The 17,772-nt window shown below is 72.4% G+C and carries 18 protein-coding genes; 10 read left to right on the top strand and 8 right to left on the bottom strand.

Features of this window, described 5'->3' with window-relative positions; translation table 11 throughout:
- Positions 1–133 precede the first annotated feature (133 nt).
- The 4 genes from N7925_RS26615 (at position 134) to N7925_RS26600 (ending at position 3,891) form a co-directional block, all read left to right on the top strand.
- Positions 134–721: a class I SAM-dependent methyltransferase gene (locus N7925_RS26615; protein ID WP_274346563.1), complete on the top strand. Its 588-nt coding sequence runs from the start codon at positions 134–136 to the stop codon at positions 719–721.
- A gap of 89 nt (positions 722–810) precedes the next feature.
- Positions 811–1,731 carry an N-acetylmuramoyl-L-alanine amidase gene (locus N7925_RS26610; RefSeq protein ID WP_274345384.1) on the top strand — a complete coding sequence of 307 codons (921 nt, stop codon included), beginning with the start codon at positions 811–813 and terminating at the stop codon, positions 1,729–1,731.
- Positions 1,732–1,898: 167 nt separating this feature from the next.
- Positions 1,899–2,768, top strand: a complete 870-nt coding sequence (locus N7925_RS26605) for a DUF5336 domain-containing protein (RefSeq protein WP_274345383.1) — start codon at positions 1,899–1,901, stop codon at positions 2,766–2,768.
- A 112-nt stretch (positions 2,769–2,880) separates the two neighbouring features.
- Positions 2,881–3,891 (top strand): LLM class F420-dependent oxidoreductase, encoded by a 1,011-nt coding sequence (locus N7925_RS26600; RefSeq protein WP_274345382.1) that lies wholly within the window; start codon positions 2,881–2,883, stop codon positions 3,889–3,891.
- Between the two features lie 36 nt (positions 3,892–3,927).
- Here N7925_RS26600 and N7925_RS26595 read toward each other — a convergent pair whose 3' ends face one another.
- Positions 3,928–4,707, bottom strand: a complete 780-nt coding sequence (locus N7925_RS26595) for a maleylpyruvate isomerase family mycothiol-dependent enzyme (protein ID WP_274345381.1) — start codon at positions 4,705–4,707, stop codon at positions 3,928–3,930.
- Positions 4,708–4,932: 225 nt separating this feature from the next.
- Here N7925_RS26595 and N7925_RS26590 point away from each other — a divergent pair, with 225 nt between their 5' ends.
- Positions 4,933–5,226, top strand: a complete 294-nt coding sequence (locus N7925_RS26590) for a hypothetical protein (RefSeq protein WP_265601938.1) — start codon at positions 4,933–4,935, stop codon at positions 5,224–5,226.
- 23 nt (positions 5,227–5,249) lie between these two features.
- On the opposite strand, the gene N7925_RS26585 is transcribed toward N7925_RS26590, so the two are convergent.
- The 3 genes from N7925_RS26585 to N7925_RS26575 form a co-directional block, all read right to left on the bottom strand.
- Complete coding sequence (locus N7925_RS26585) at positions 5,250–6,323, bottom strand: prenyltransferase (RefSeq protein WP_265601937.1); 1,074 nt, start codon at positions 6,321–6,323, stop codon at positions 5,250–5,252.
- Positions 6,320–7,051 (bottom strand): class I SAM-dependent methyltransferase, encoded by a 732-nt coding sequence (locus N7925_RS26580; RefSeq protein WP_274345380.1) that lies wholly within the window; start codon positions 7,049–7,051, stop codon positions 6,320–6,322. Before N7925_RS26580 ends, N7925_RS26585 begins: the two co-directional genes overlap by 4 nt.
- Before the next feature lie 70 nt (positions 7,052–7,121).
- Complete coding sequence (locus N7925_RS26575; protein WP_265601935.1) at positions 7,122–8,435, bottom strand: glycosyltransferase family 4 protein; 1,314 nt, start codon at positions 8,433–8,435, stop codon at positions 7,122–7,124.
- Between the two features lie 266 nt (positions 8,436–8,701).
- Between N7925_RS26575 and N7925_RS26570 the strand changes: the two genes are divergently transcribed.
- The gene (locus N7925_RS26570; protein WP_265604015.1) at positions 8,702–9,313 is read left to right on the top strand and encodes a TetR family transcriptional regulator; all 612 of its coding nucleotides are present in this window, start codon (positions 8,702–8,704) and stop codon (positions 9,311–9,313) included.
- Here the strand turns inward: N7925_RS26570 and N7925_RS26565 are convergent.
- From N7925_RS26565 to N7925_RS26555, 3 genes are all read right to left on the bottom strand, one after another.
- Positions 9,279–10,028, bottom strand: a complete 750-nt coding sequence (locus tag N7925_RS26565) for a 4'-phosphopantetheinyl transferase family protein (protein ID WP_443032246.1) — start codon at positions 10,026–10,028, stop codon at positions 9,279–9,281. The genes N7925_RS26570 and N7925_RS26565 overlap by 35 nt on opposite strands.
- 10 nt (positions 10,029–10,038) lie before the next feature.
- Positions 10,039–10,290 (bottom strand): acyl carrier protein, encoded by a 252-nt coding sequence (locus N7925_RS26560; protein WP_265601934.1) that lies wholly within the window; start codon positions 10,288–10,290, stop codon positions 10,039–10,041.
- 165 nt (positions 10,291–10,455) lie between these two features.
- The gene (locus tag N7925_RS26555; RefSeq protein WP_265601933.1) at positions 10,456–11,313 is read right to left on the bottom strand and encodes a hypothetical protein; all 858 of its coding nucleotides are present in this window, start codon (positions 11,311–11,313) and stop codon (positions 10,456–10,458) included.
- 428 nt (positions 11,314–11,741) lie between these two features.
- On the opposite strand from N7925_RS26555, the gene N7925_RS26550 reads away from it, so the two are divergent.
- Genes N7925_RS26550 through N7925_RS26535 form a run of 4 tightly spaced genes read left to right on the top strand, consistent with a single transcriptional unit; the run spans position 11,742 to position 17,197 of the window.
- Positions 11,742–12,830, top strand: coding sequence for a phytanoyl-CoA dioxygenase family protein (locus N7925_RS26550; protein WP_274345379.1), 1,089 nt, complete (start codon positions 11,742–11,744; stop codon positions 12,828–12,830).
- Positions 12,812–14,122: a DUF6271 family protein gene (locus N7925_RS26545; RefSeq protein WP_274345378.1), complete on the top strand. Its 1,311-nt coding sequence runs from the start codon at positions 12,812–12,814 to the stop codon at positions 14,120–14,122. Before N7925_RS26550 ends, N7925_RS26545 begins: the two co-directional genes overlap by 19 nt.
- 20 nt (positions 14,123–14,142) lie before the next feature.
- Positions 14,143–15,930, top strand: coding sequence for a condensation domain-containing protein (locus tag N7925_RS26540; RefSeq protein ID WP_443032245.1), 1,788 nt, complete (start codon positions 14,143–14,145; stop codon positions 15,928–15,930).
- Entirely contained in the window at positions 15,920–17,197 is a 1,278-nt protein-coding gene (locus tag N7925_RS26535; RefSeq protein ID WP_265601929.1) for an MFS transporter, read from the top strand. The genes N7925_RS26540 and N7925_RS26535 overlap by 11 nt, the downstream gene beginning before the upstream one ends.
- Before the next feature lie 290 nt (positions 17,198–17,487).
- On the opposite strand, the gene N7925_RS26530 is transcribed toward N7925_RS26535, so the two are convergent.
- Positions 17,488–17,679, bottom strand: coding sequence for a hypothetical protein (locus tag N7925_RS26530; RefSeq protein ID WP_265601928.1), 192 nt, complete (start codon positions 17,677–17,679; stop codon positions 17,488–17,490).
- Between the last annotated feature and the right edge of the window lie 93 nt (positions 17,680–17,772).

Below are 17,772 nucleotides of genomic sequence, written 5' to 3'. Positions count from 1 at the left end.
ACCCCGCCCCACCTGGAGGAACCCCGTGACCGCCGAGTCCGCCGCCGCTTCCGCCGCCGCGTCCGCCGGACCCGCCGGACCGGCCGGGCCCACGCCGGAGATCCTCGCCGCGTTCGAGGCCGCCAAGGGCTTCATGCCGGTCCACGAGGGTCTCGCCCTGTACGCCGCCGCCATCGAGGCCGGCGCGCTCGGGCTGCCGCTGCTGGAGGTGGGCACGTACTGCGGGCGGTCCGCCATCCTGCTCGCGGACGCGGCACGCACCGCCGGGGTGAGCGCGCTCACCGTCGACCACCACCGGGGCAGCGAGGAGCAGCAGCCCGGCTGGGAGTACCACGACCCGAGCGTGGTGGACCCGGAGGTCGGCCTGATGGACACCCTGCCGACGTTCCGCCGCACCCTGCGCCGGGCCGGCCTGGAGGACCACGTGGTGGCGCTCGTCGGGCGCTCCCCGCAGGTCGCCGCCGTGTGGGCCGGGCCGCTCGGGCTCGTCTTCATCGACGGCGGGCACACCGACGAACACGCGAACGCCGACTACCAGGGCTGGGCCCCGCATGTCGTCGAGGGCGGGCTGCTGGTGATCCACGACGTGTTCCCCGACCCGGCCGACGGCGGGCAGGCCCCCTACCGGATCTACCTCCGGGCGCTGGCCTCCGGAACGTTCACCGAGGTGTCGGTGACGGACTCGCTGCGCGTGCTGCGCCGCACGGGCGCCGGGATCTGAGCCGTACGGGAGCGGTATCCGGGTCACACAGGGGGTCGCACAGGCCGCGGTCCGAGCCCTCCGGACAGGCGGGTGGGTAGCATCGCCGCGTGCCGTACGACGACAGCCCTCCCCCCACCCGCCGCGCCCGGCCCCTCTCCGTGGCCGCCGCGCTGGCCGCCGTATGCCTGACCGCCGCCGGATGCGGCGGCGGCCCGGAAGCCGACGGGACCGGTGCGGCCCCACCACGGCCCGGTGCGGACGCCGCCTCCCCGACGGCTCCCGCACCGGCCGGGAAGCAGCCGGAGCCGTCCGGAACCGCTTCCCCCTCCGCCGCTGCGAAGCCGCTGCCGAAGGGTCCGCTGACCGGCCGGACCGTGGTGATCGACCCGGGGCACAATCCGCGCAACCGGGACCACACCCGGGAGATCAACGAGAAGGTCGACATCGGCACCGGCCGCAAGGAGTGCGACACGACCGGTACGTCCACCGATGACGGCTACGCGGAGGCCCGGTTCACCCTGGACGTGTCCCACCGGCTGCGCGCGCTGCTGGAGGCCGAGGGCGCCCGGGTCCGGCTGACCCACGACGGGGACCGGCCGTTCGGGCCGTGCATCGACGAACGGGCCCGGATCGGGAACGAGGCGAAGGCCGACGCGGTCGTCTCGGTGCACGCCGACGGGTCGGCCGTGGGCAACCGGGGCTTCCACGTGATCCTGCCCGCCGAGGTGACGGGCGGCGGGGCCGACACCTCGAAGATCGTGGAGAGTTCGGCCGATCTCGGCGCGAGGATCGCCGGACACTTCGTCCGTACGACCGGAAGCGAGCCTTCCCATTACATCGGCGGAAAGACCGGTCTGGACACGCGTAATGATCTCGGCGGACTGAATCTGTCGACCGTGCCCAAGGTGTTCGTGGAATGCGGCAATATGCGTGACCCGAAGGACGCGGCCCTGCTCACCAGCGGGAGTTGGCGGCAGAAGGCGGCCCAGGGCATGGCCGACGGCATTAGCAGCTACCTGAAGGGGTAGTTCTGCGGTGATATTGGGGGGATAACCGCTCATGATCCGGGCACGGGCACAACCCGCCCGGGCAGACGATAGATTCATCCGTACGATGGGGAGCCGCTCCCGAGCTTCGAGCCGCACCGGCGGCAGCGACGACCGCCCCGACGAGACGACCGACTAAGGACCTTCACGTGAATATCCGATCCCTCACTCGAGGCGACGGCGTGGTGATCGGAGCAGCGGTCGTGCTGTTCATCGCCTCTTTCCTCGACTTCTCCAGCTACGAATGCCCGCAGGGCGTCGACTGCTCCCGGTTCGACAGCCCGAACGCCTGGGACTCGCTCGGACTCCTGATGAGCGTCTTCCTCGCCGGAGTCATCGGCGCGGCGCTGCTGATCGTCAGCCGTATGATGCCGGGCCGCAAGGTCGTCGGCCTCGACCTCGGCCAGTTCGGTGCGGCGCTCACCGTCTTCGCGCTGTGGACCGCCTTCTGGACGATCCTCGACGTCAACAGCGCCGGCGCGGGCCTGATCCTCGGCCTGCTGGCCGCCATCGTGCTCGTCGCGGGTGCCGTCGCCGGTCCGATGATCCCCGCGCTCAAGGCCCCGCTCGTCAGCCCGTCCTCCCCCGCGCCGGGCGTAGGGGCCGGACAGACCCCGTACGGCGCGGGCCCCGGCCAGGGCTACGGCTTCCCGGCCGGCCAGCAGCAGCAGCAGCCGTACGGTGCCCAGCCGAGCCAGGGTTACGGCTACCCCGGCGCTCCGCAGCAGGGCCAGCCCGCCCAGGCCGACCCGGCGCAGGCACAGCAGGCGCAGCAGGCGCAGGCCCAGCAGCCCTCGCAGGGCGGCGCGGCCCCGGCGGGCGACTTCACCCCGTTCTGGTTCGCCGTTCCGGTGGCCCGCCCGCTGTACGGCGAGGACGGCTCGCCGAACCCGATCGCCGAGCTGGCGCCGGGCACCTGGTACCTCGCGGTGGAGCAGCGCGACCAGAGCCTCATCGCCCAGACGCAGGACGGCCGTCGTGGTGTCCTCCAGGACACCACGGGCATCCAGCGCGGCTGATCCCGTACGCGCACCGCGGCCCCTCGCCCTTCCGGGCGGGGGGCCGTTGTCGTACAGTCCAAGCCGGTCACCCATGCCTGACGCTTCGTCATTTACGGCTGGAGGGAACGGAATGCGGCTCGGACTCGCGCTCGGATACTGGGGCCGCGGCCCGGACCCCGGCCAACTCGCCCTGGTCCAGGAGGCAGAGCAGCTCGGCTACGACTCGGTGTGGACGGCGGAGGCCTGGGGGTCGGACGCCTTCACGCCGCTGACCTGGATCGCCGCCCACACCTCCCGGATCCGGCTGGGCACCGGCATCGTCCAGATGGCGGCCCGCACCCCGACCGCGACGGCCATGCACGCGCTGACCCTGGACCACCTCTCCGGCGGCCGGATGCTGCTCGGCCTCGGCCTGTCCGGGCCGCAGGTGGTGGAGGGGTGGTACGGGCGGCCGTTCCCCAGCAGCCCGCTGACCGCGACCCGCGAGTACGTCGAGGTGATCCGGCAGGTGCTGGCACGGCAGGCTCCGGTCCAACTGGCGGGCCGCTTCCACTCCCACCCGTACACCGGCCCGGACGCCACCGGGCTCGGCAAGCCGCTGAAGCCGATCACGCATCCGCTGCGGGCCTCGCTCCCCGTCCTGCTGGGCGCGGAGGGCCCGAAGAACATCGCGCAGACGGTGGAGATCGCGGACGGCTGGCTGCCGCTGTACTGGTCGCCGCTGCGAGCGGACGTCTACGGGGCCTCGCTCGCCGGACTCCGGGACGACTTCATGATCGCGCCGATGGCCCGCGCGCACGTCTGCGACGACGTGGCGGAGGGGCTGCGGCCGGTGAAGGCGATGCTCGGCTTCTACATCGGCGGGATGGGGCACGCGGCCCGCAACTTCCACGCCGACCTGATGGCCCGCATGGGGTTCGAGGAGGAGGCCCGGCGGATCCAGGAGCTGTTCCTCCAGGGCCGCGAGGAGGAGGCGGTGCGGGCGGTGCCCGACGCGTTCGCCGACGAGATCTCCCTGATCGGGCCGCGCGCCCGCATCGCGGAGCGGCTGGAGCTGTGGCGTACGGGCCCGGTGACGGATCTGCTGGTCACCGCCCCGGACCCGCACACGCTGCGGGTCCTGGCGGAGCTGAACTCCTGAGGGACAGCCCTCAAGGCGTGTCCGGGCTTCCGCCGCTCAGCCGAACGACGACCGGTCCAGCCAGAAGTCCAGCAGCGCGGTGTCGCCGAGCACCTCGACCCGCGGGTTCGTCGGCTCCAGTCGGCGGTTGAAGACCAGCATCAGGTCGGTGAGCGGTCCGCGCAGCGCGACCGTGGCCCTGTCGTGCGCGTGCCGCCAGGTGAAGCGGTCGTCGCCGAACTCGATCAGCCACTCGGCGCCGGGCACGTCGGTGGCGTGCAGGTGCAACGAGCGTCCGCCTCCGACCAGTTCGGCCGCCTCCGGGTCGCCGCCCTCCTGCGAGAAGGAGACGATGCGCAGCCATTCCTCGATGGTGTCGGCGGCCACGTCGGCGTCCACCGTGTACGGGGCACGGGCGGCGAGCGCCGCGTCCGCCCGGTGCACCACGGTCTCGTGCGTCATGCGCCGCGCCCAGAAGGCCGTACGCCGCTCCCATGCCCAGGTCCACACCTCGGTGTCCGGTCCCGCCTCCCGCAGCGCGGCGACGGCGGCCGCGGCTCCCTCGGCGAGCCAGGCGTCCAGCGCGGCCGGGTCGTCGCCGTCCGGGCCTTCCATGCCGGGCACCTTGTCCTCGGGGATGTCCTCGGCGGCGCGGGTGCGGACGATCTCGCCGACCCAGCGGTGCGCGCCGCCGACGTGCACGGCCAGCTCCCGCAGGGTCCAGTCGGGACAGGTGGGGACGGTCGCGGCGAGGTCGGCGCCGGTCAGCACCGCACGCAGGGCGTCGGTCTGGGCCAGGACCTCGTCGCAGTAGCGGTCGTGGGAGAGAGGGGTCATGCCGCGCACCCTAACCGGCGGGGTCCGGGGTGATCACCCGGATTCCCTCCTCTGCTCCCGAGGGCGAGGCCGAACCCGTGCACCACGCCAGGCCGAACCGTCCGGACATTTCACAGCGAGTGACGGATGCCGGCACTCCCGCTCGGCCTCGCCCGCGCCCCCCAGGCCGCCACCCGGTGCCGGCCGTACGGGTTTCACCCTGCGTAAAGCGGCAACCAGAGTTCCATGTCTCCCAGAACCCGTTCAGGAAGCAGTTCAGCGGCTCGTGTCATAGCCGTCGTGGCCGACATCCTGGCCTTCATCATCATCCTCTGGATCCTGATGTACCTGCTGGACGCCAACCGCGGCAACGATTTCGTGCAGTGGGTGCACGACGCGGCCCGCTGGCTGGCGGGCTGGTCGCACGACCTGTTCACGTTCGACAAGGCGTGGGCGAACGTCGTCACCGGATACGGCCTGGCTGCCGTGGTCTACCTCTTCATCGGACACGCGGTGGCGGGCCGGCTCCGCCGCGGCTGAACAGGGCCCGCCCCAGGGCGCGTTCAGCGGCAGCAGTCCGGCTCCAGGCCGACCGGCAGCCGCTCGCCCCCGAAGACCGCGGTGGTCGCCTCGTCCCCCCCGAGGGCGGCCACCGCGAGCAGCAGGGAGCCCGCCGTCCAGGTGGTGAGCTCCTCGGGCCAGAAGGCCCGGTTGCCCTCGAAGACGTATCCCGTCCAGTACAGCCCGCCCTCGGTGCGCAGGTGCTGGACGGACTGGAGGACCTCCAGCGCCCGGTCCGACTCCCCCGTCATCCAGAGGGCCAGGGCGAGTTCGCAGCTCTCGCCGCCGGTCACCCAGGGGTTGGGCAGCACGCAGCGCACCCCGAGGCCGGGGACGACGAAGCGGTCCCAGCCCTCCTGGATGCGGGCGGTGGCCTCGGCCCCGGTGACCGCGCCGCCGAGGACCGGGTAGTACCAGTCCATCGAGTAGCGCCTCTTGTCGAGGAAGCGCTCGGGGTGGCTGCGGATCGCGTGGGCCAGCGCACCGGTCGCCAACTCCCAGTCGGGCTGCGGCTCCTCGCGGCGCTCGGCGAGGGCCAGCGCGCAGCGCAGCGCCTGGTGGATCGAGGACGAGCCGGTCAGCAGCGCGTCGCTGACGGGCGTTCCGTCGGGCTCCCGCTTCCAGCCGATCTGCCCGCCGGGCTGCTGGAGCCCGAGGACGAATTCGACGGCCGCGAAGACCGTGGGCCACATCCGGTCGACGAACGCGTCGTCGCCGGTGGCGAGGTAGTGGTGCCAGACGCCGACGGCCACGTACGCGCAGAAGTTGCTCTCCAGGCCCCGGTCGGTCGGCTGCTGCGGATCGCCGTCGTGGTAGGCGGCGTACCAGGAGCCGTCGGCGTTCTGGTTGCGGGCGAGCCAGTCGTAGGCGCGCGCGGCGGCCTCGTGCTCGCCGGCCGCGTCGAGCGCCATCGCGGTCTCGGTGTGGTCCCACGGGTCGAGGTGGTGCCCGCGGAACCACGGCAGCGCCCCGTCCTCCCGCTGTACGGCGACGAGCGCGGCGACGGTCTCGGTCGCCTGATCCGCCGTCAGCACGCCGGGCAGGACAAGGTGTTCGGTCTGTTCGGGAGTGCTCACGCCTCGGCCTTCGGCAGGTGCGGCTTGGTGGCGTAGGCGACGAAGCTCTTGCCGACGACCGGGTTGAGGAGCTGCTCGGCGACCCGGGTGGCGAGCGGCTTCTTCATGATGTCCCAGACCAGCAGCTTGTGGTAGGCCCGCACCGGCAGCGCACGGTCGTTGTCCACGCCGAAGGCGCACTTGAGCCACCAGTACGGCGCGTGCAGGGCGTGGGCGTGGTGGGTGCCGTACGGCTTGAGTCCGGCCTCGCGGATCCGGGCGAGGAGCTGGTCGGCCTTGTAGATGCGGATGTGGCCGCCCTCGACCTCGTGGTAGGCGTCGGAGAGGGTCCAGCAGACCTTCTCGGGGCCGTAGCGCGGGACGGTGATCGCTATCCGGCCGCCCGGCCTGAGCACCCGGACCATCTCGGCGAGCACGCCCTTGTCGTCCGGGATGTGCTCCATGACCTCGGAGATGATCACGACGTCGAAGGAGTCGTCGGGGAAGGGCAGGTTGAGGGCGTCGCCCTCCATCGCGGTGGCCGTGGCGCCCTCGGGGGCCTCTCCGGCCTCCTTCATGGCCGCGAACCACTTGGCGACCTCGCGGATCTCCTCGCCGTTCCGGTCGAGCGCGACGACCTGCGCGCCGCGCCGGTAGCACTCGAAGGCATGCCGGCCGGCACCGCAGCCCAGATCGAGCACTCGGTCGCCGGCGGCGAGCGGGAAGCGGGTGAAGTCGACGGTCAGCACGGGGGCCTGCCTTCGAGGTCGGAGGTACGGGTTGCGACGATCGGGTCCGAGGTCGCCCGGGGGCACGCGGTCACCTGCGGATTCCGCGGGCGATGATCGCCTGACGGTACAGCTCGGCCGTTCCGGCCGCCGCCCGGGCCCAGGTGAAGTTGGCCAGCACCCGCTCGCGGCCGGCCGCGCCGAGCCGGGCGCGCAGCTCCGGGCCGGCCAGCAGCCGGGCCAGTGCCCCGGCCAGCGCGTCCGCGTCGCCGGGCGCCACGGCCAGGCAGGTCTCCCCGTCGCGGCCGGAGACCTCGGGGATCGCGCCGCCGGTGGTCGCGACCAGCGGGGTGCCGGTGGCCATGGCCTCGGCGGCGGGCAGCGAGAACCCCTCGTACAGCGAGGGCACGCAGGAGACCTGGGCGCCGCGCACGAGGTCGACCAGCTCGGCGTCGCTGATGCCCTTGACGAACTGGACGGCGTCCGCGAGTCCGTGCCGCTCGATCGCGCGGGCGACCGGGCCGTTCTCGGCGCGCTTGCCGACGACGACGAGGTGGGCGGCGGGGTTCTCGGTGCGGAGCTTGGCGAGCGCGTCGACGAGGTGGACGAGGCCCTTGAGCGGGACGTCGGCGCTGGAGGTGGTGACGATGCGGCCGGGCACCTCGGGAACCGAGGGGTCGGGGGACCACAGGTCGGTGTCGGCCCCGATGTGGACGACGCTGATCCGGTCCTCGCGTACGCCGAGGTCCTCGACGATCTCGTCGCGGGAGGAGCCGGAGACGGTGAGGACGGTGTCCAGCTTGCGGGCGACCCGCTTCTGCATCCGGGTGAAGGCGTACCAGCGGCGTACGGAGGCGCGTCGGCGGCGGCTCGTCGCGGCCGCCAGGTCGAGCCTGCGGTCCACGGTGATGGGGTGGTGGATCGTCGTCACGAGCGGGGCCCCGAGGTCGCCGAGGAGCCCGTAGCCGAGGGTCTGGTTGTCGTGGACGACGTCGAACTCGCCACGCCGGGCCAGCAGATGGCGTCGGGCGCGGAGGCTGAAGGTGAGCGGCTCGGGGAAGCCGCCGGTCCACATGGTGGCGACTTCGGCCAGGTCGATCCAGTCGCGGTACTCGCCGGGCTTCGGGGTGCGGAAGGGGTCGGGCTGGCGGTAGAGGTCGAGGCTGGGCAGCTCGGTGAGCGGAACGCCCTCGTCGAGCACCGGGTAGGGCTGCGCGCCGATCACCTCGACGCTGTGGCCCAGGCGGGCGAGCTCCCGGCCGAGGTGGCGGACGTACACGCCCTGGCCGCCGCAGAACGGATTGCCCTTGTAGGTGAGGAGTGCGATGCGCAACGGCCGGTCGCCGGTCCCGGTGGAGCTGCCTTCGCCCGTGCGGGGGCCTGTCTCTATGGCCTCAGCGGTCACACTCGGCCCCCTTCTGACTGCGTGTTCGCCGGAGCGTAACCGGTCGCGCTAATCTAGAACAAGTTTCAGACTTGATAGAACAAGTCGCATACTTGATCGTTCGACGTGCATCGAATCTACCGGCAGGTAGCGTCGGCGCGAGAGCCGGATCAGGTGATTCGCGCCACGACGGACGCCCTGGCATGCTGTGCGCGCCCGGCCGGACCGCTTCGTCCGTCCGGGGGCGGGATCAAGCCATGGATCACGGATCGTGGATCGGGGACAGCATGACCGCGGACGCCAGACCGGCAGCGCCTCCGCTGACCGAGCGCCAGGAGGCCCGTCGCCGCCGCATCCTGCACGCCAGCGCCCAGCTGGCCGGCCGGGGCGGGTTCGAGGCGGTGCAGATGCGGGAGGTGGCCGAGGCCGCCGGGGTCGCCCTGGGCACCCTCTACCGTTACTTCCCGTCCAAGATCCATCTGCTGGTAGCGACCATGCAGGACCAGCTCCAGCACCTGCACACCACGCTCCGCAAACGTCCGCCGGCCGGCGACGACGCCGCCCAGCGGGTGGCCGAGACGCTGATGCGCGCCTTCCGCGCCCTACAGCGCGAACCGCACCTCGCGGACGCCATGGTCCGCGCCCTCACCTTCGCGGACCGCAGCGTGAGCCCCGAGGTGGACACCGTCTCCCGGCTCACCACGGCGATCATCCTGGACGCGATGGGTCTGGAGCACCCGACCCCGGAGCAGCTCTCCGCGGTCCGGGTCATCGAGCACACCTGGCACTCGGCGCTGATCACCTGGCTGTCGGGCCGGGCCTCGATCGCCCAGGTGAAGATCGACATCGAGACGGTCTGCCGCCTCATCGACCTGACGGCGGAGCCGGGCCGGAGCTGAGGAGCGGCCCGTCGGCAGGGCGGGCCGCCGACGCGCCGACGCCCGCGAGTGCCACCACGGCCGCGCGGCGGTGGTCCGTCCACTCGGTCAGCCGCGCGTCGTCCCGACCGGCCTCGATCCCAGGCTCGAACCCTGCCTCGATCCCAGCCTCGCACTCTGCCTCGAACCCGGCCTTGAACAGCGCTTCCCGCCGGACCCACAACCGCAGCAGCGCCGGGCCGGGGTCCGGCTCGGCACAGGCGGCGTCCACCGCGTCCGCCGACAGCAGCCGCCGCAGTACGGGCAGGGGCCCGGGCCGGCGCGTCAGGGGTTCCGCGTCGATACCGACCGGGCCGGGTCCGACCGCCGCCGCGGCGAGGCCGTCGGCGTGGCTGAAGCTCGCCCCCAGGCCGGGGTGGTCCGGGAGATACGGCCGGCCGTGCCCGTCCCGCCCGCACCCGGGGCAGCGCTGGGCCGGCTCCACCGCGTCCGGCGGCAGCCCGGTGGCCCGGGAGGCGCACAGCCGCAGCAGCAGGCGGGCCGCCACCACGTCGTCGCGGCGGCCCGGCACCCGGATGCCCGCGAGCCGCCGCCGCTCCCACGGGGCGAGCAGGCGCTCGTCGAGCTCCGGGTGCGCCAGCACCTCCGCGGTGGTGGCCACCAGAGCGAAGGTGCTCGCGGCCACCGGCGGCGCGGTGGCCGCGCCCTGTTGGCGGGACGGCGGGAGAGGGGTCACCGGCCCGGGCTCACCCGGTCGGCGCCTCCGCCAGGTCGCCGGCGGTGAGGAAGCGCTCCTTGACGCGGGCGAGGGTGCGGAAGTCGTCGATGGTGACCTCCTGCAGATCGATGCCGCTGCCCGATATCTCCTCCAGGAGGTCGATGAACTCCAGGAAGTCCATCGAGTCGATGAGGCGGGCCTCGATGAGGTCCTCCTCGACGCCGATCGGGCCGTCGAGTCCGGGGTTCTTCTCGTTGAGCCACGCTACGACACGTTCCATGGGAGAAATCGCTCCTCTTTGCTTCTGTTCGGGGGGCGGCGCTTCTGTCCGGGGGGCGGCGCTTCTGTCCGGGGGGCGGCGCTTCTGTCCGGGGGGCGGCGCTTCTGTCCGGGGGGCGGCGCTTCTGTTCGGGTGGCGGCCGGTCGGCCAGGGCGGAGGACCGGTTCAGGAACCGGCGGCGCGGAGCCGCTCCAGGGCCCGCTCGGCGGTGCCGTGCGCGAGGATCATCGCGTGCACCCAGCGCTCCATGCCGAAGGCGACGCAGGAGCTGTACGCGGGACCGTGCGAGCCGGCCCGGATACCCAGCCGCTCGCCGAAGAAGTTGCGGTGCCGGTTGACGGAGGCGATGGCCGTGCCGTCGGGGGCGCTGTACTCGTACTTCACCGGGTCCAGTGCCATCAGGCGGGCCCGCGAACCCCCGTTGTCGTAGAACGGGTCGTCGGCCGCCGCCCTGGTCAGGGTCAGGCCGAGCCGTCCGGCCACCTCCTGTACGAACTCTCCGCCGCGTTCCTGGTGTTCGGTGGCCCCGTCCTTGGTTCCGAGGTAGATCACCTCACGCATGTGGAACCCCCACAGGCGGCGCAGGCCGTCGTAGTGGGTCTCGTTGCGGAAGCAGCGGCCGACCGCCGAGAGCCGCAGCCCGTCCTCGCCGACGTCCTCGCCCTCCAGGGAGAGCAGCAGCCCGTAGCAGGTCGCGGACGGCAGCACATGGCCGGTCGGGTGCAACGGCAGGTCCTGGGGCGCACCGCCGGAGGCCAGACCGTCGAGCGCCTCCGGCCCGAACCGCCCCGCCGAAACGCCGAGATGGGGAAAGTTGCGGAAGAAGTCGAGCCGCGCGAGCCCCTCGACGGACAGCAGGGGCGGCCCCACCACCTCGGGGGCGGCGAGCCGCGCGGCGAGGCCGGTCAGCAGATCGTCCAGGCCCCGCAGCAGTGCGGTGCGGACCGGGTCCAGCGTGATCAGCCCGGCACCGGGACTCCTCAGCGTGATACCCGGCAGGGCCGTGATGCTGGATGTGTTCATGAAACCGCGTCTTTCTCGGTGTGGGCCGGCAATCGGGACACCCCTCGGGCGTACGGACCACATCGCCGTGGCGTCGGCGGTCCCGAACAGGTCCGTGACCGACCGGAGTACGGGCAGAAGTACGGGTGACAACCCGTCACGAACTCGACCGCGCCCTTGGACATTAGGCCTGTCGCTCACCTGTTGTCTAGACCAAAAATACCGAACGGCAGGTATCGATTCCGTGGCCGCCGGGTACGGGACGGCATCTCATATCCCCATATGTGGCTGCCACTTGACAGCCCGGGCGGTCTGGACCAATCCTGCTGACCGACGTGGTCACGGCTCCTCCCGCCACGGCACTGCCATCCGTCCCGCCGTCCGCGGCGACCCCGCTCCCCCGGGGTCGCCGCACGGCCGGCCGAGGAGAAGGACCTGCCATCAACCTCATGACGACACCCGCCCCTCGCCGTCGGCCCCGCCTGCACCGAGCGGCGTCGGACATCCCGTACTTCAGCGCGGACGGCGAGGCCTACCTCGCGCAGACCGCCCTGCGGGAGCTCGACAAGTCACGCCCGCTGCGCGTGCTCTCCGAGGAGGATTTCGCCCACTGGCAGACGTACGGCTACGTCATCGTCCGGGAAGCGATCCCCGCCCCGGTGGCACGTCAACTGCTGGACTTCACGTGGGAGTTCCAGGGCCTGGACCCGGGACGGCCGGAGAGCTGGTACGAGGACCGGCCGCTGCGCTCCGAGCTGGACCAGCAGCTGCACATCTACGGCTTCGTGGAGGCCTATCACCACCAACTCCTCTGGGACAACCGGCAGTCGCAGCGGGTCTACGACGCCTTCGTCGACGTATGGGACTGCGAGGAGCTGTGGGTCACCCTGGACCGGCTCAACCTCAATCCGCCCAATCGGGGCAACCGTGACCGCGCCCTGATCGAGCCGACGGACCGGGGCTTCGACATCGAGCTCCACTGGGACATCGACACCACGCTCGCCGTCCCGCCGCAGCGAGTGCAGGGCATCATCGCGCTCAACGACACCCGGCCGGAGACCGGCGGCTTCCAGTGCTGCCCGGAGCTGTTCCGGCAGTTCGACACCTGGAAGACCGCCCAGCCCGGGGACCGGGACCCGCTGCGCCCCACCATCGACCGGGACGAACTCCCCGTCGTACGCCCGGATCTCCGCCCCGGCGACCTGCTCATCTGGAACGGACTGCTGGCTCACGGAGTGGCGCGCAACCTCTCCGAGAACGGGGTGCGGGCCGTGCAGTACCTGTCGATGATGCCCGCGCTGGAGGAGCACGAGCGACTGCGCAAGTCCCGTGTGGAGTCCTGGCGCCACCTGCGCACCCCGCGCTGGAACCGGACCCTGGTCGGCGACCCGGTGCTGCCCGAGTCCCAGCGCTACCCCACGGCCGAGCTGAACCCGCTGGGCAGTCGGCTGCTGGGGCTCGCCTCGTGGCAGGACCCCGTCGAGGAAGCCGCACCCGCCGCGCAGAGCGGGGAGCCTTCGTGCGCCGCGTCTGTCTGACCCTGCCCACCCACCGGGCCTGCGCCGCCACCATCGCGGCGGTCGGCGAGGAAGCGGCGTACGGGGCAGGGCGGTTCGGCGTCGAGGTGCACCTCCTGGTCCTGGACTCCTCCCCCGCGCCGGTGCTCGCCGAGCACCGGCGGGCGGTGGCCGCGCTGCCCCCGTCCCCCGGTGTGACCGTCCACCACCTCGACGAGGACGAGCAGCGGGACTTCCTGCGAGCGGTGATCGGGCGGTCCGGCGGAGACCGGCCGGACCGGCTGCTGGAACTGATGCTGCCGTCCCACGTCTCCTACGGCGCCTGCACCAACCGGGCGTTCCTCATCGCCCAGGCCCTCGGCTGCACGTCCGTCCACCGCCGGGACTCCGACAGCCGCTACCAGCAGCTCGACGGCGAAACGGTCTTCCCGCTCCACCAGGAGCTCACCTACCTGGGCCGACGTGCCGACGACGTACGCGAGTCGGCGACCCGCAGCAAGCTGCCGCCGGGGACCGGGAGCCGACGGGTGACGATGGCCGGCGGCTCCTTCGTGGGAGAGATGTCGGTGGACGTCGCGGAGATCCGCGACCTCGACCCGGACACGTACCGCGAACTGATCGGCCTGTCGATCCCCGAGGGATACCCGGAGATCTGGCGCGGACATCTGATCGACGAGTCCTTCCGGGGCGCCGGGGACACCGCGTTCGACGGCGACCGCACCACGCTCGCCCCCGTCAGCCCGATGCGCGTGGACATGTGCAACATCGCACTCGACCACGAGGTCTACCGCCGTGTCCCGCTCCCGCCCGCCACCGACACCATCGGCAGCGACTACTTCCTGATCCACCTCCTCCACGACGCCGGAATGCCCGGCGTCCAGCACAACCGGCACATCGTCAACTTCCATACCGCTGAACGCCGTACGGACGACGGCTTCCTCGCGTACCAGCTGCGCTTCGTGAAGTTCCTGCTGTCCAAGGCGTATCTCAACGCCGTGTACGCGAGGACGGCGGCGGCGGGTGACGCGCTGCTCGACGCCGAGGGCCACATCCGGACCCGTGAGGTCGCCGGGTTCGTCCGGGACAGCACCGGCCTGGACCGGGCGTCCGGCACCCACCGCCTCGACGTCCTCGACGCCGCCTACCGGCGGCTCGGCGACCGCTACAGGACGGTCGCCGACGTCCTCGTCGAACGCCGCTCCCGGCTCCTGGACGAGGCCCGCGACGACATGGCCGACTTCGCGCTCCTGATGGACCACTGGGAGGCGTTGACCCGTGCGAGCGCGGACGTGGGCCTGGCCGTGACCCGATGACCCCCGCCCGCAAGGACGCCATGCACCCGAACCCCCCGCACACCACCACGACCACGGTCACCGTCGCCTACGCGGGCGGTGAGGAGCGCCGGGGGCCCCTCACGATGGGCCAGGCCAACATGATCCGCTGCATCCTGCGGGACGACCCCACCCACATCAACATCCACGATGTGTGGCCCGTCCCCGAGGGCACCACCGTGGAGGCCGTCACCGACGCCCTGCGCGCCTTGGCCGGGCGCCACGAAGGGCTGCGCACCACGTTTCCGCACGCCCCCGGGTCGGCGCCGGTCGAGCAGGTCGTGGCGGCCGGGGGCACGTTCACGGTGACGGTCCTGGACCACGCGGCGTTCCCCGAGGAGCCCGCGCGGTATGCCGAGTCGGTGGCCCGGGCGGCCCGGGCCGGGCGCTTCGCCCTGGAGCGGGAGTTCCCGCTGCGGATCACCCTGCTCACCGTGGCCGGAGCGCCGGTCCACGTCGCGCTGGCGTTCAGCCACGCGGTGACGGACGGCAGCGCGATGGCCATCCTGCGCGAGGAGTTCGCCGAGCTGCTGGCGGGCAAGGAGCTGCCGGGGCTCACGTCCCTGCCCCCGGTCGACCTGGCCGCCGTGGAGGCGTCCCCGGCCGGGCTGCGGAAGTCGGAGGCTTCCCTGCGGTACTGGGAGCGGATCATCCGCACCGGGCCGCAGGAGATGTTCGCGGAGCCGCGCGGCAGGAGGCCGGGGACCGACGAGGAGGCCCGGCAGCTGACGCTCCGCTCCCGCCGGGGCGGCCGGGCGCTCGCCGGGGCGGCCCGCCGCACCGGGCACCCCGAGGCCACCGTGCTGATGGCCGCCTGGTGCGCCCTGGTGGCCCACCGGGCGGGCCAGGACAGCTGTGTCACCGCCGTCCCGAGCGCCAACCGGTTCCACCCCCGGGTCGCCCGTTCGGTGACCACCACATCCCAGGACGCGCTGCTCCACCTGGATGTCCGGGTGCCCGGCTTCGACGCCCTGGTCGCCCGGACCTGGGGGGCGGTGCTCAACGCCTACCGGCACAGCCAGTTCGACTCCGTACGGCTGTGGGAGATGATCGACCGGGTCACCGCCGAGCGCGGCAGCCACTTCGGCCGGGACGTGGTGTTCAACGATGTGAGCGCCCTGCCCGCCCCGCTCCTGGGCACCGACACGCAGGACCGCGACGACGCCGAGCAGGAGCTGACCTGGGGGCCGCCCCAGACGCTGCCGACCCGGCTGCTCGCCTTCACGTACCGGACAGCGCCCCAGCTGCACATCTCCCTGTGGGCCGCCCCCACGCTCTTCACCCCCGAGGAGGCGGAGGGGTTCCTCTCCGGGCTGGTCCTGTTCCTGGAGGCGGCCGCCGCCGGGGACGTGCCGATGGAGGCACTGTCCGAGGTGACGGGAGTCCGTCCCGCCGAACGCGGGCCCACGTGGCTCAGCGTGGACGGCTGCTGGGTCTCCCCCGCCGCCGTGCGCGAGACCCTCGGCCGGGCGGCGGGCGGACTGCCGGTGCGGGTGGCCGAGGAGCTCGGACCGGGCGGGACGGCGGACGGCACCGCGGAGGGGGTGGCCGGCGCGGAACCGCACCTCACGGCGTACATCGCCCGCGGTGACAGCTCGTTGACGCCCGAGGAGGCCCACCGGGCGCTGACCGCCCTCATCCCGGCCGCCGGTTCGGGGGTCCTGGCACCCCACCGCTACGTACTCGTCGAGAACCCACCCGTCGAGCCGGACCGGAGCGACGCCTGGCGTCGACTGGAGATCATCGAGGAAGGGACCGGCAGAAGCCGGCAGGTACGACATGAGCGTTGACGACACGACCCTCCCGAAGCAGCCGGACACGCTGCCCAGCCCCTGGCGGTCGACCCGGTTCCGGCTGTTCTTCACGGCCCGCAGCGCGTCGCTGCTGGCCGACGGCATGCTCATGGTCTCCCTCACCACGGCCGTGCTGGGAGCGGGCCACGGGGCGAGCGGCGTCGGCTACGCGCTGGCCGCGTGGATGACCCCGATCGTCCTGCTGGTGCTGTTCGGCGGGGTGCTGGCCGACCGGTTCACCCCGCAGCTGATGATGATCTGCGCCGACCTAGTGCGGATGCTGGCCATGATCACGCTGGCGGCGCTGCTCTTCTCCTCCGACCGCGTCCCGCTGTGGCAGATCATGGCGCTGCTGGCGCTCAGCGGCGCCGCGACCGCGATGTTCCAGCCCGGTATGGCGAGCATGGTCCCCCGGGTCGCGGAGGACATCCAGAAGGCCAACGCGCTGCTGCGCATATCCGAGGCCCTGAGCACGCTGCTCGGCCCCGGTCTGGCGGGCATCCTCGTCGCGTACTGGCAGGTGTCGGGCTCGTACCTGGTGATCGCGGCGGCGTACGCGCTCAGCGCGGCGGTCCTGCTGCCCCTGCGGAAGCTGCACACGGTCCGCGACGAGGGCGACGCCCCGATGTGGCGCAGGCTCGCGACGGGCTGGCAGGAGTTCCGGTCCCGCCAGTGGCTGTGGGGCGTCATCGCGGTCTGGTCCGTCTACGGCCTGTTCGTGTTCGGCCCCGCGCTGCCGCTCGGCGCGGCACTGATGATCGAGCAGCACGGGGCCAGCGGATACGGCTGGATCGCCTCGGCGGACGGCGCCGGGACGATCATCGGCGGCCTGATCGGCATGCGGGTCCGCCCGAAACGCCCGCTGGTGGCCGGCGCGCTGGCCATGCTCTGCTTCGCCCTCAATCCCCTGGCCCCGGCGCTCGAATGGTCCTTCGCGGCCACGGCGATCGCCCATGTGATCGCGGGTTACGGCTTCGCGTTCTGGGGCGTGATGTGGGCGACCAGCGTCCAGTCGCACATCCCGCTGACGGTCCTGAGCCGCGTCTCCGCGTACGACGTCGCCGGCTCCATCATGGTCATCCCGCTCGGCCGCGCGCTGGCGGGCCCGGCGGCGGACGCGTTCGGCGCGAACGAGGTGCTGATCTTCTCGTCGGTCGTGTCGTTCGTCCTGCTGGCCGTCATGCTCAGCGTCCCGGCGATCCGGGCACTGCGGCGGGCGCCGGAGGTCGTGCTGCGGAAGGCGGAGGCCGAACCGGCGGTCTGACGGCGACATCCCGCGCGATGACCGGGGCGCCTGGTCACCGCGCGGGATGTGCTGTCAGTCGTAGGTGCTCACTAGTTCGGTGGTGCCGAAGGACCGGGGCTCCGGGGTTGGAGGTCCAGCCCGCGCTGCCGCCGTTGAAGATGCCGTCCTCCTTCGCGGCCTCCCACGGGGTGACAGTCCGCGGCGTTGCGGACGACGAGGTTGCCGTCCGCACCGAGTACGGCGGTGGCGCTGGGGGTCGCCGGTGGTCTTCGTGGATCACAGGCCCCTGCCCGCGTTGGAGGAGACGGTCAGGTTGCCGTCCGTCCGCATGTGACCTCAGCCGATTCGGGCACGAACAGGTCGTCGTCCGCGATCCGCTGACCGCCCTTCAGCCGGGTGCTGAGCACCGCGTTGTCGACGCGTGTGACGACGGCGCCGGTACGGCCGACGTCTCCCTTGCAGACGGCACCAAGGGCTGTCCCGTCCTCCCTGGCGGGCATGCCACGACAGCTACGGCGCCTTGCCGCTACGCCGGAAAGCCCGCATACATCCAGTATGCGGACATTCCCCGCCCGGTGACGCAACCGCATCCG

Source organism: Streptomyces sp. CA-278952, from assembly GCF_028747205.1.
GTDB lineage: Bacteria > Actinomycetota > Actinomycetes > Streptomycetales > Streptomycetaceae > Streptomyces.
The sequence above is the reverse complement of the archived record's forward strand: the minus strand, read 5'-3'. Positions and strand labels throughout refer to the sequence as shown.

What these genes read in the sequence shown, in the direction of transcription:
- N7925_RS26595 (WP_274345381.1), bottom strand. Translation starts at nt 4,707, where the DNA reads ATGACCCCTCTCTCCCACGACCGCTACTGCGACGAGGTCCTGGCCCAG.
- N7925_RS26600 (WP_274345382.1), top strand. Translation starts at nt 2,881, where the DNA reads ATGCGGCTCGGACTCGCGCTCGGATACTGGGGCCGCGGCCCGGACCCC.
- N7925_RS26615 (WP_274346563.1), top strand. Translation starts at nt 134, where the DNA reads ATGCCGGTCCACGAGGGTCTCGCCCTGTACGCCGCCGCCATCGAGGCC.
- N7925_RS26560 (WP_265601934.1), bottom strand. Translation starts at nt 10,290, where the DNA reads ATGGAACGTGTCGTAGCGTGGCTCAACGAGAAGAACCCCGGACTCGAC.
- N7925_RS26550 (WP_274345379.1), top strand. Translation starts at nt 11,742, where the DNA reads ATGACGACACCCGCCCCTCGCCGTCGGCCCCGCCTGCACCGAGCGGCG.
- N7925_RS26530 (WP_265601928.1), bottom strand. Translation starts at nt 17,679, where the DNA reads ATGCCCGCCAGGGAGGACGGGACAGCCCTTGGTGCCGTCTGCAAGGGA.
- N7925_RS26535 (WP_265601929.1), top strand. Translation starts at nt 15,920, where the DNA reads ATGAGCGTTGACGACACGACCCTCCCGAAGCAGCCGGACACGCTGCCC.
- N7925_RS26590 (WP_265601938.1), top strand. Translation starts at nt 4,933, where the DNA reads ATGTCTCCCAGAACCCGTTCAGGAAGCAGTTCAGCGGCTCGTGTCATA.
- N7925_RS26570 (WP_265604015.1), top strand. Translation starts at nt 8,702, where the DNA reads ATGACCGCGGACGCCAGACCGGCAGCGCCTCCGCTGACCGAGCGCCAG.
- N7925_RS26540 (WP_443032245.1), top strand. Translation starts at nt 14,143, where the DNA reads ATGCACCCGAACCCCCCGCACACCACCACGACCACGGTCACCGTCGCC.
- N7925_RS26555 (WP_265601933.1), bottom strand. Translation starts at nt 11,313, where the DNA reads ATGAACACATCCAGCATCACGGCCCTGCCGGGTATCACGCTGAGGAGT.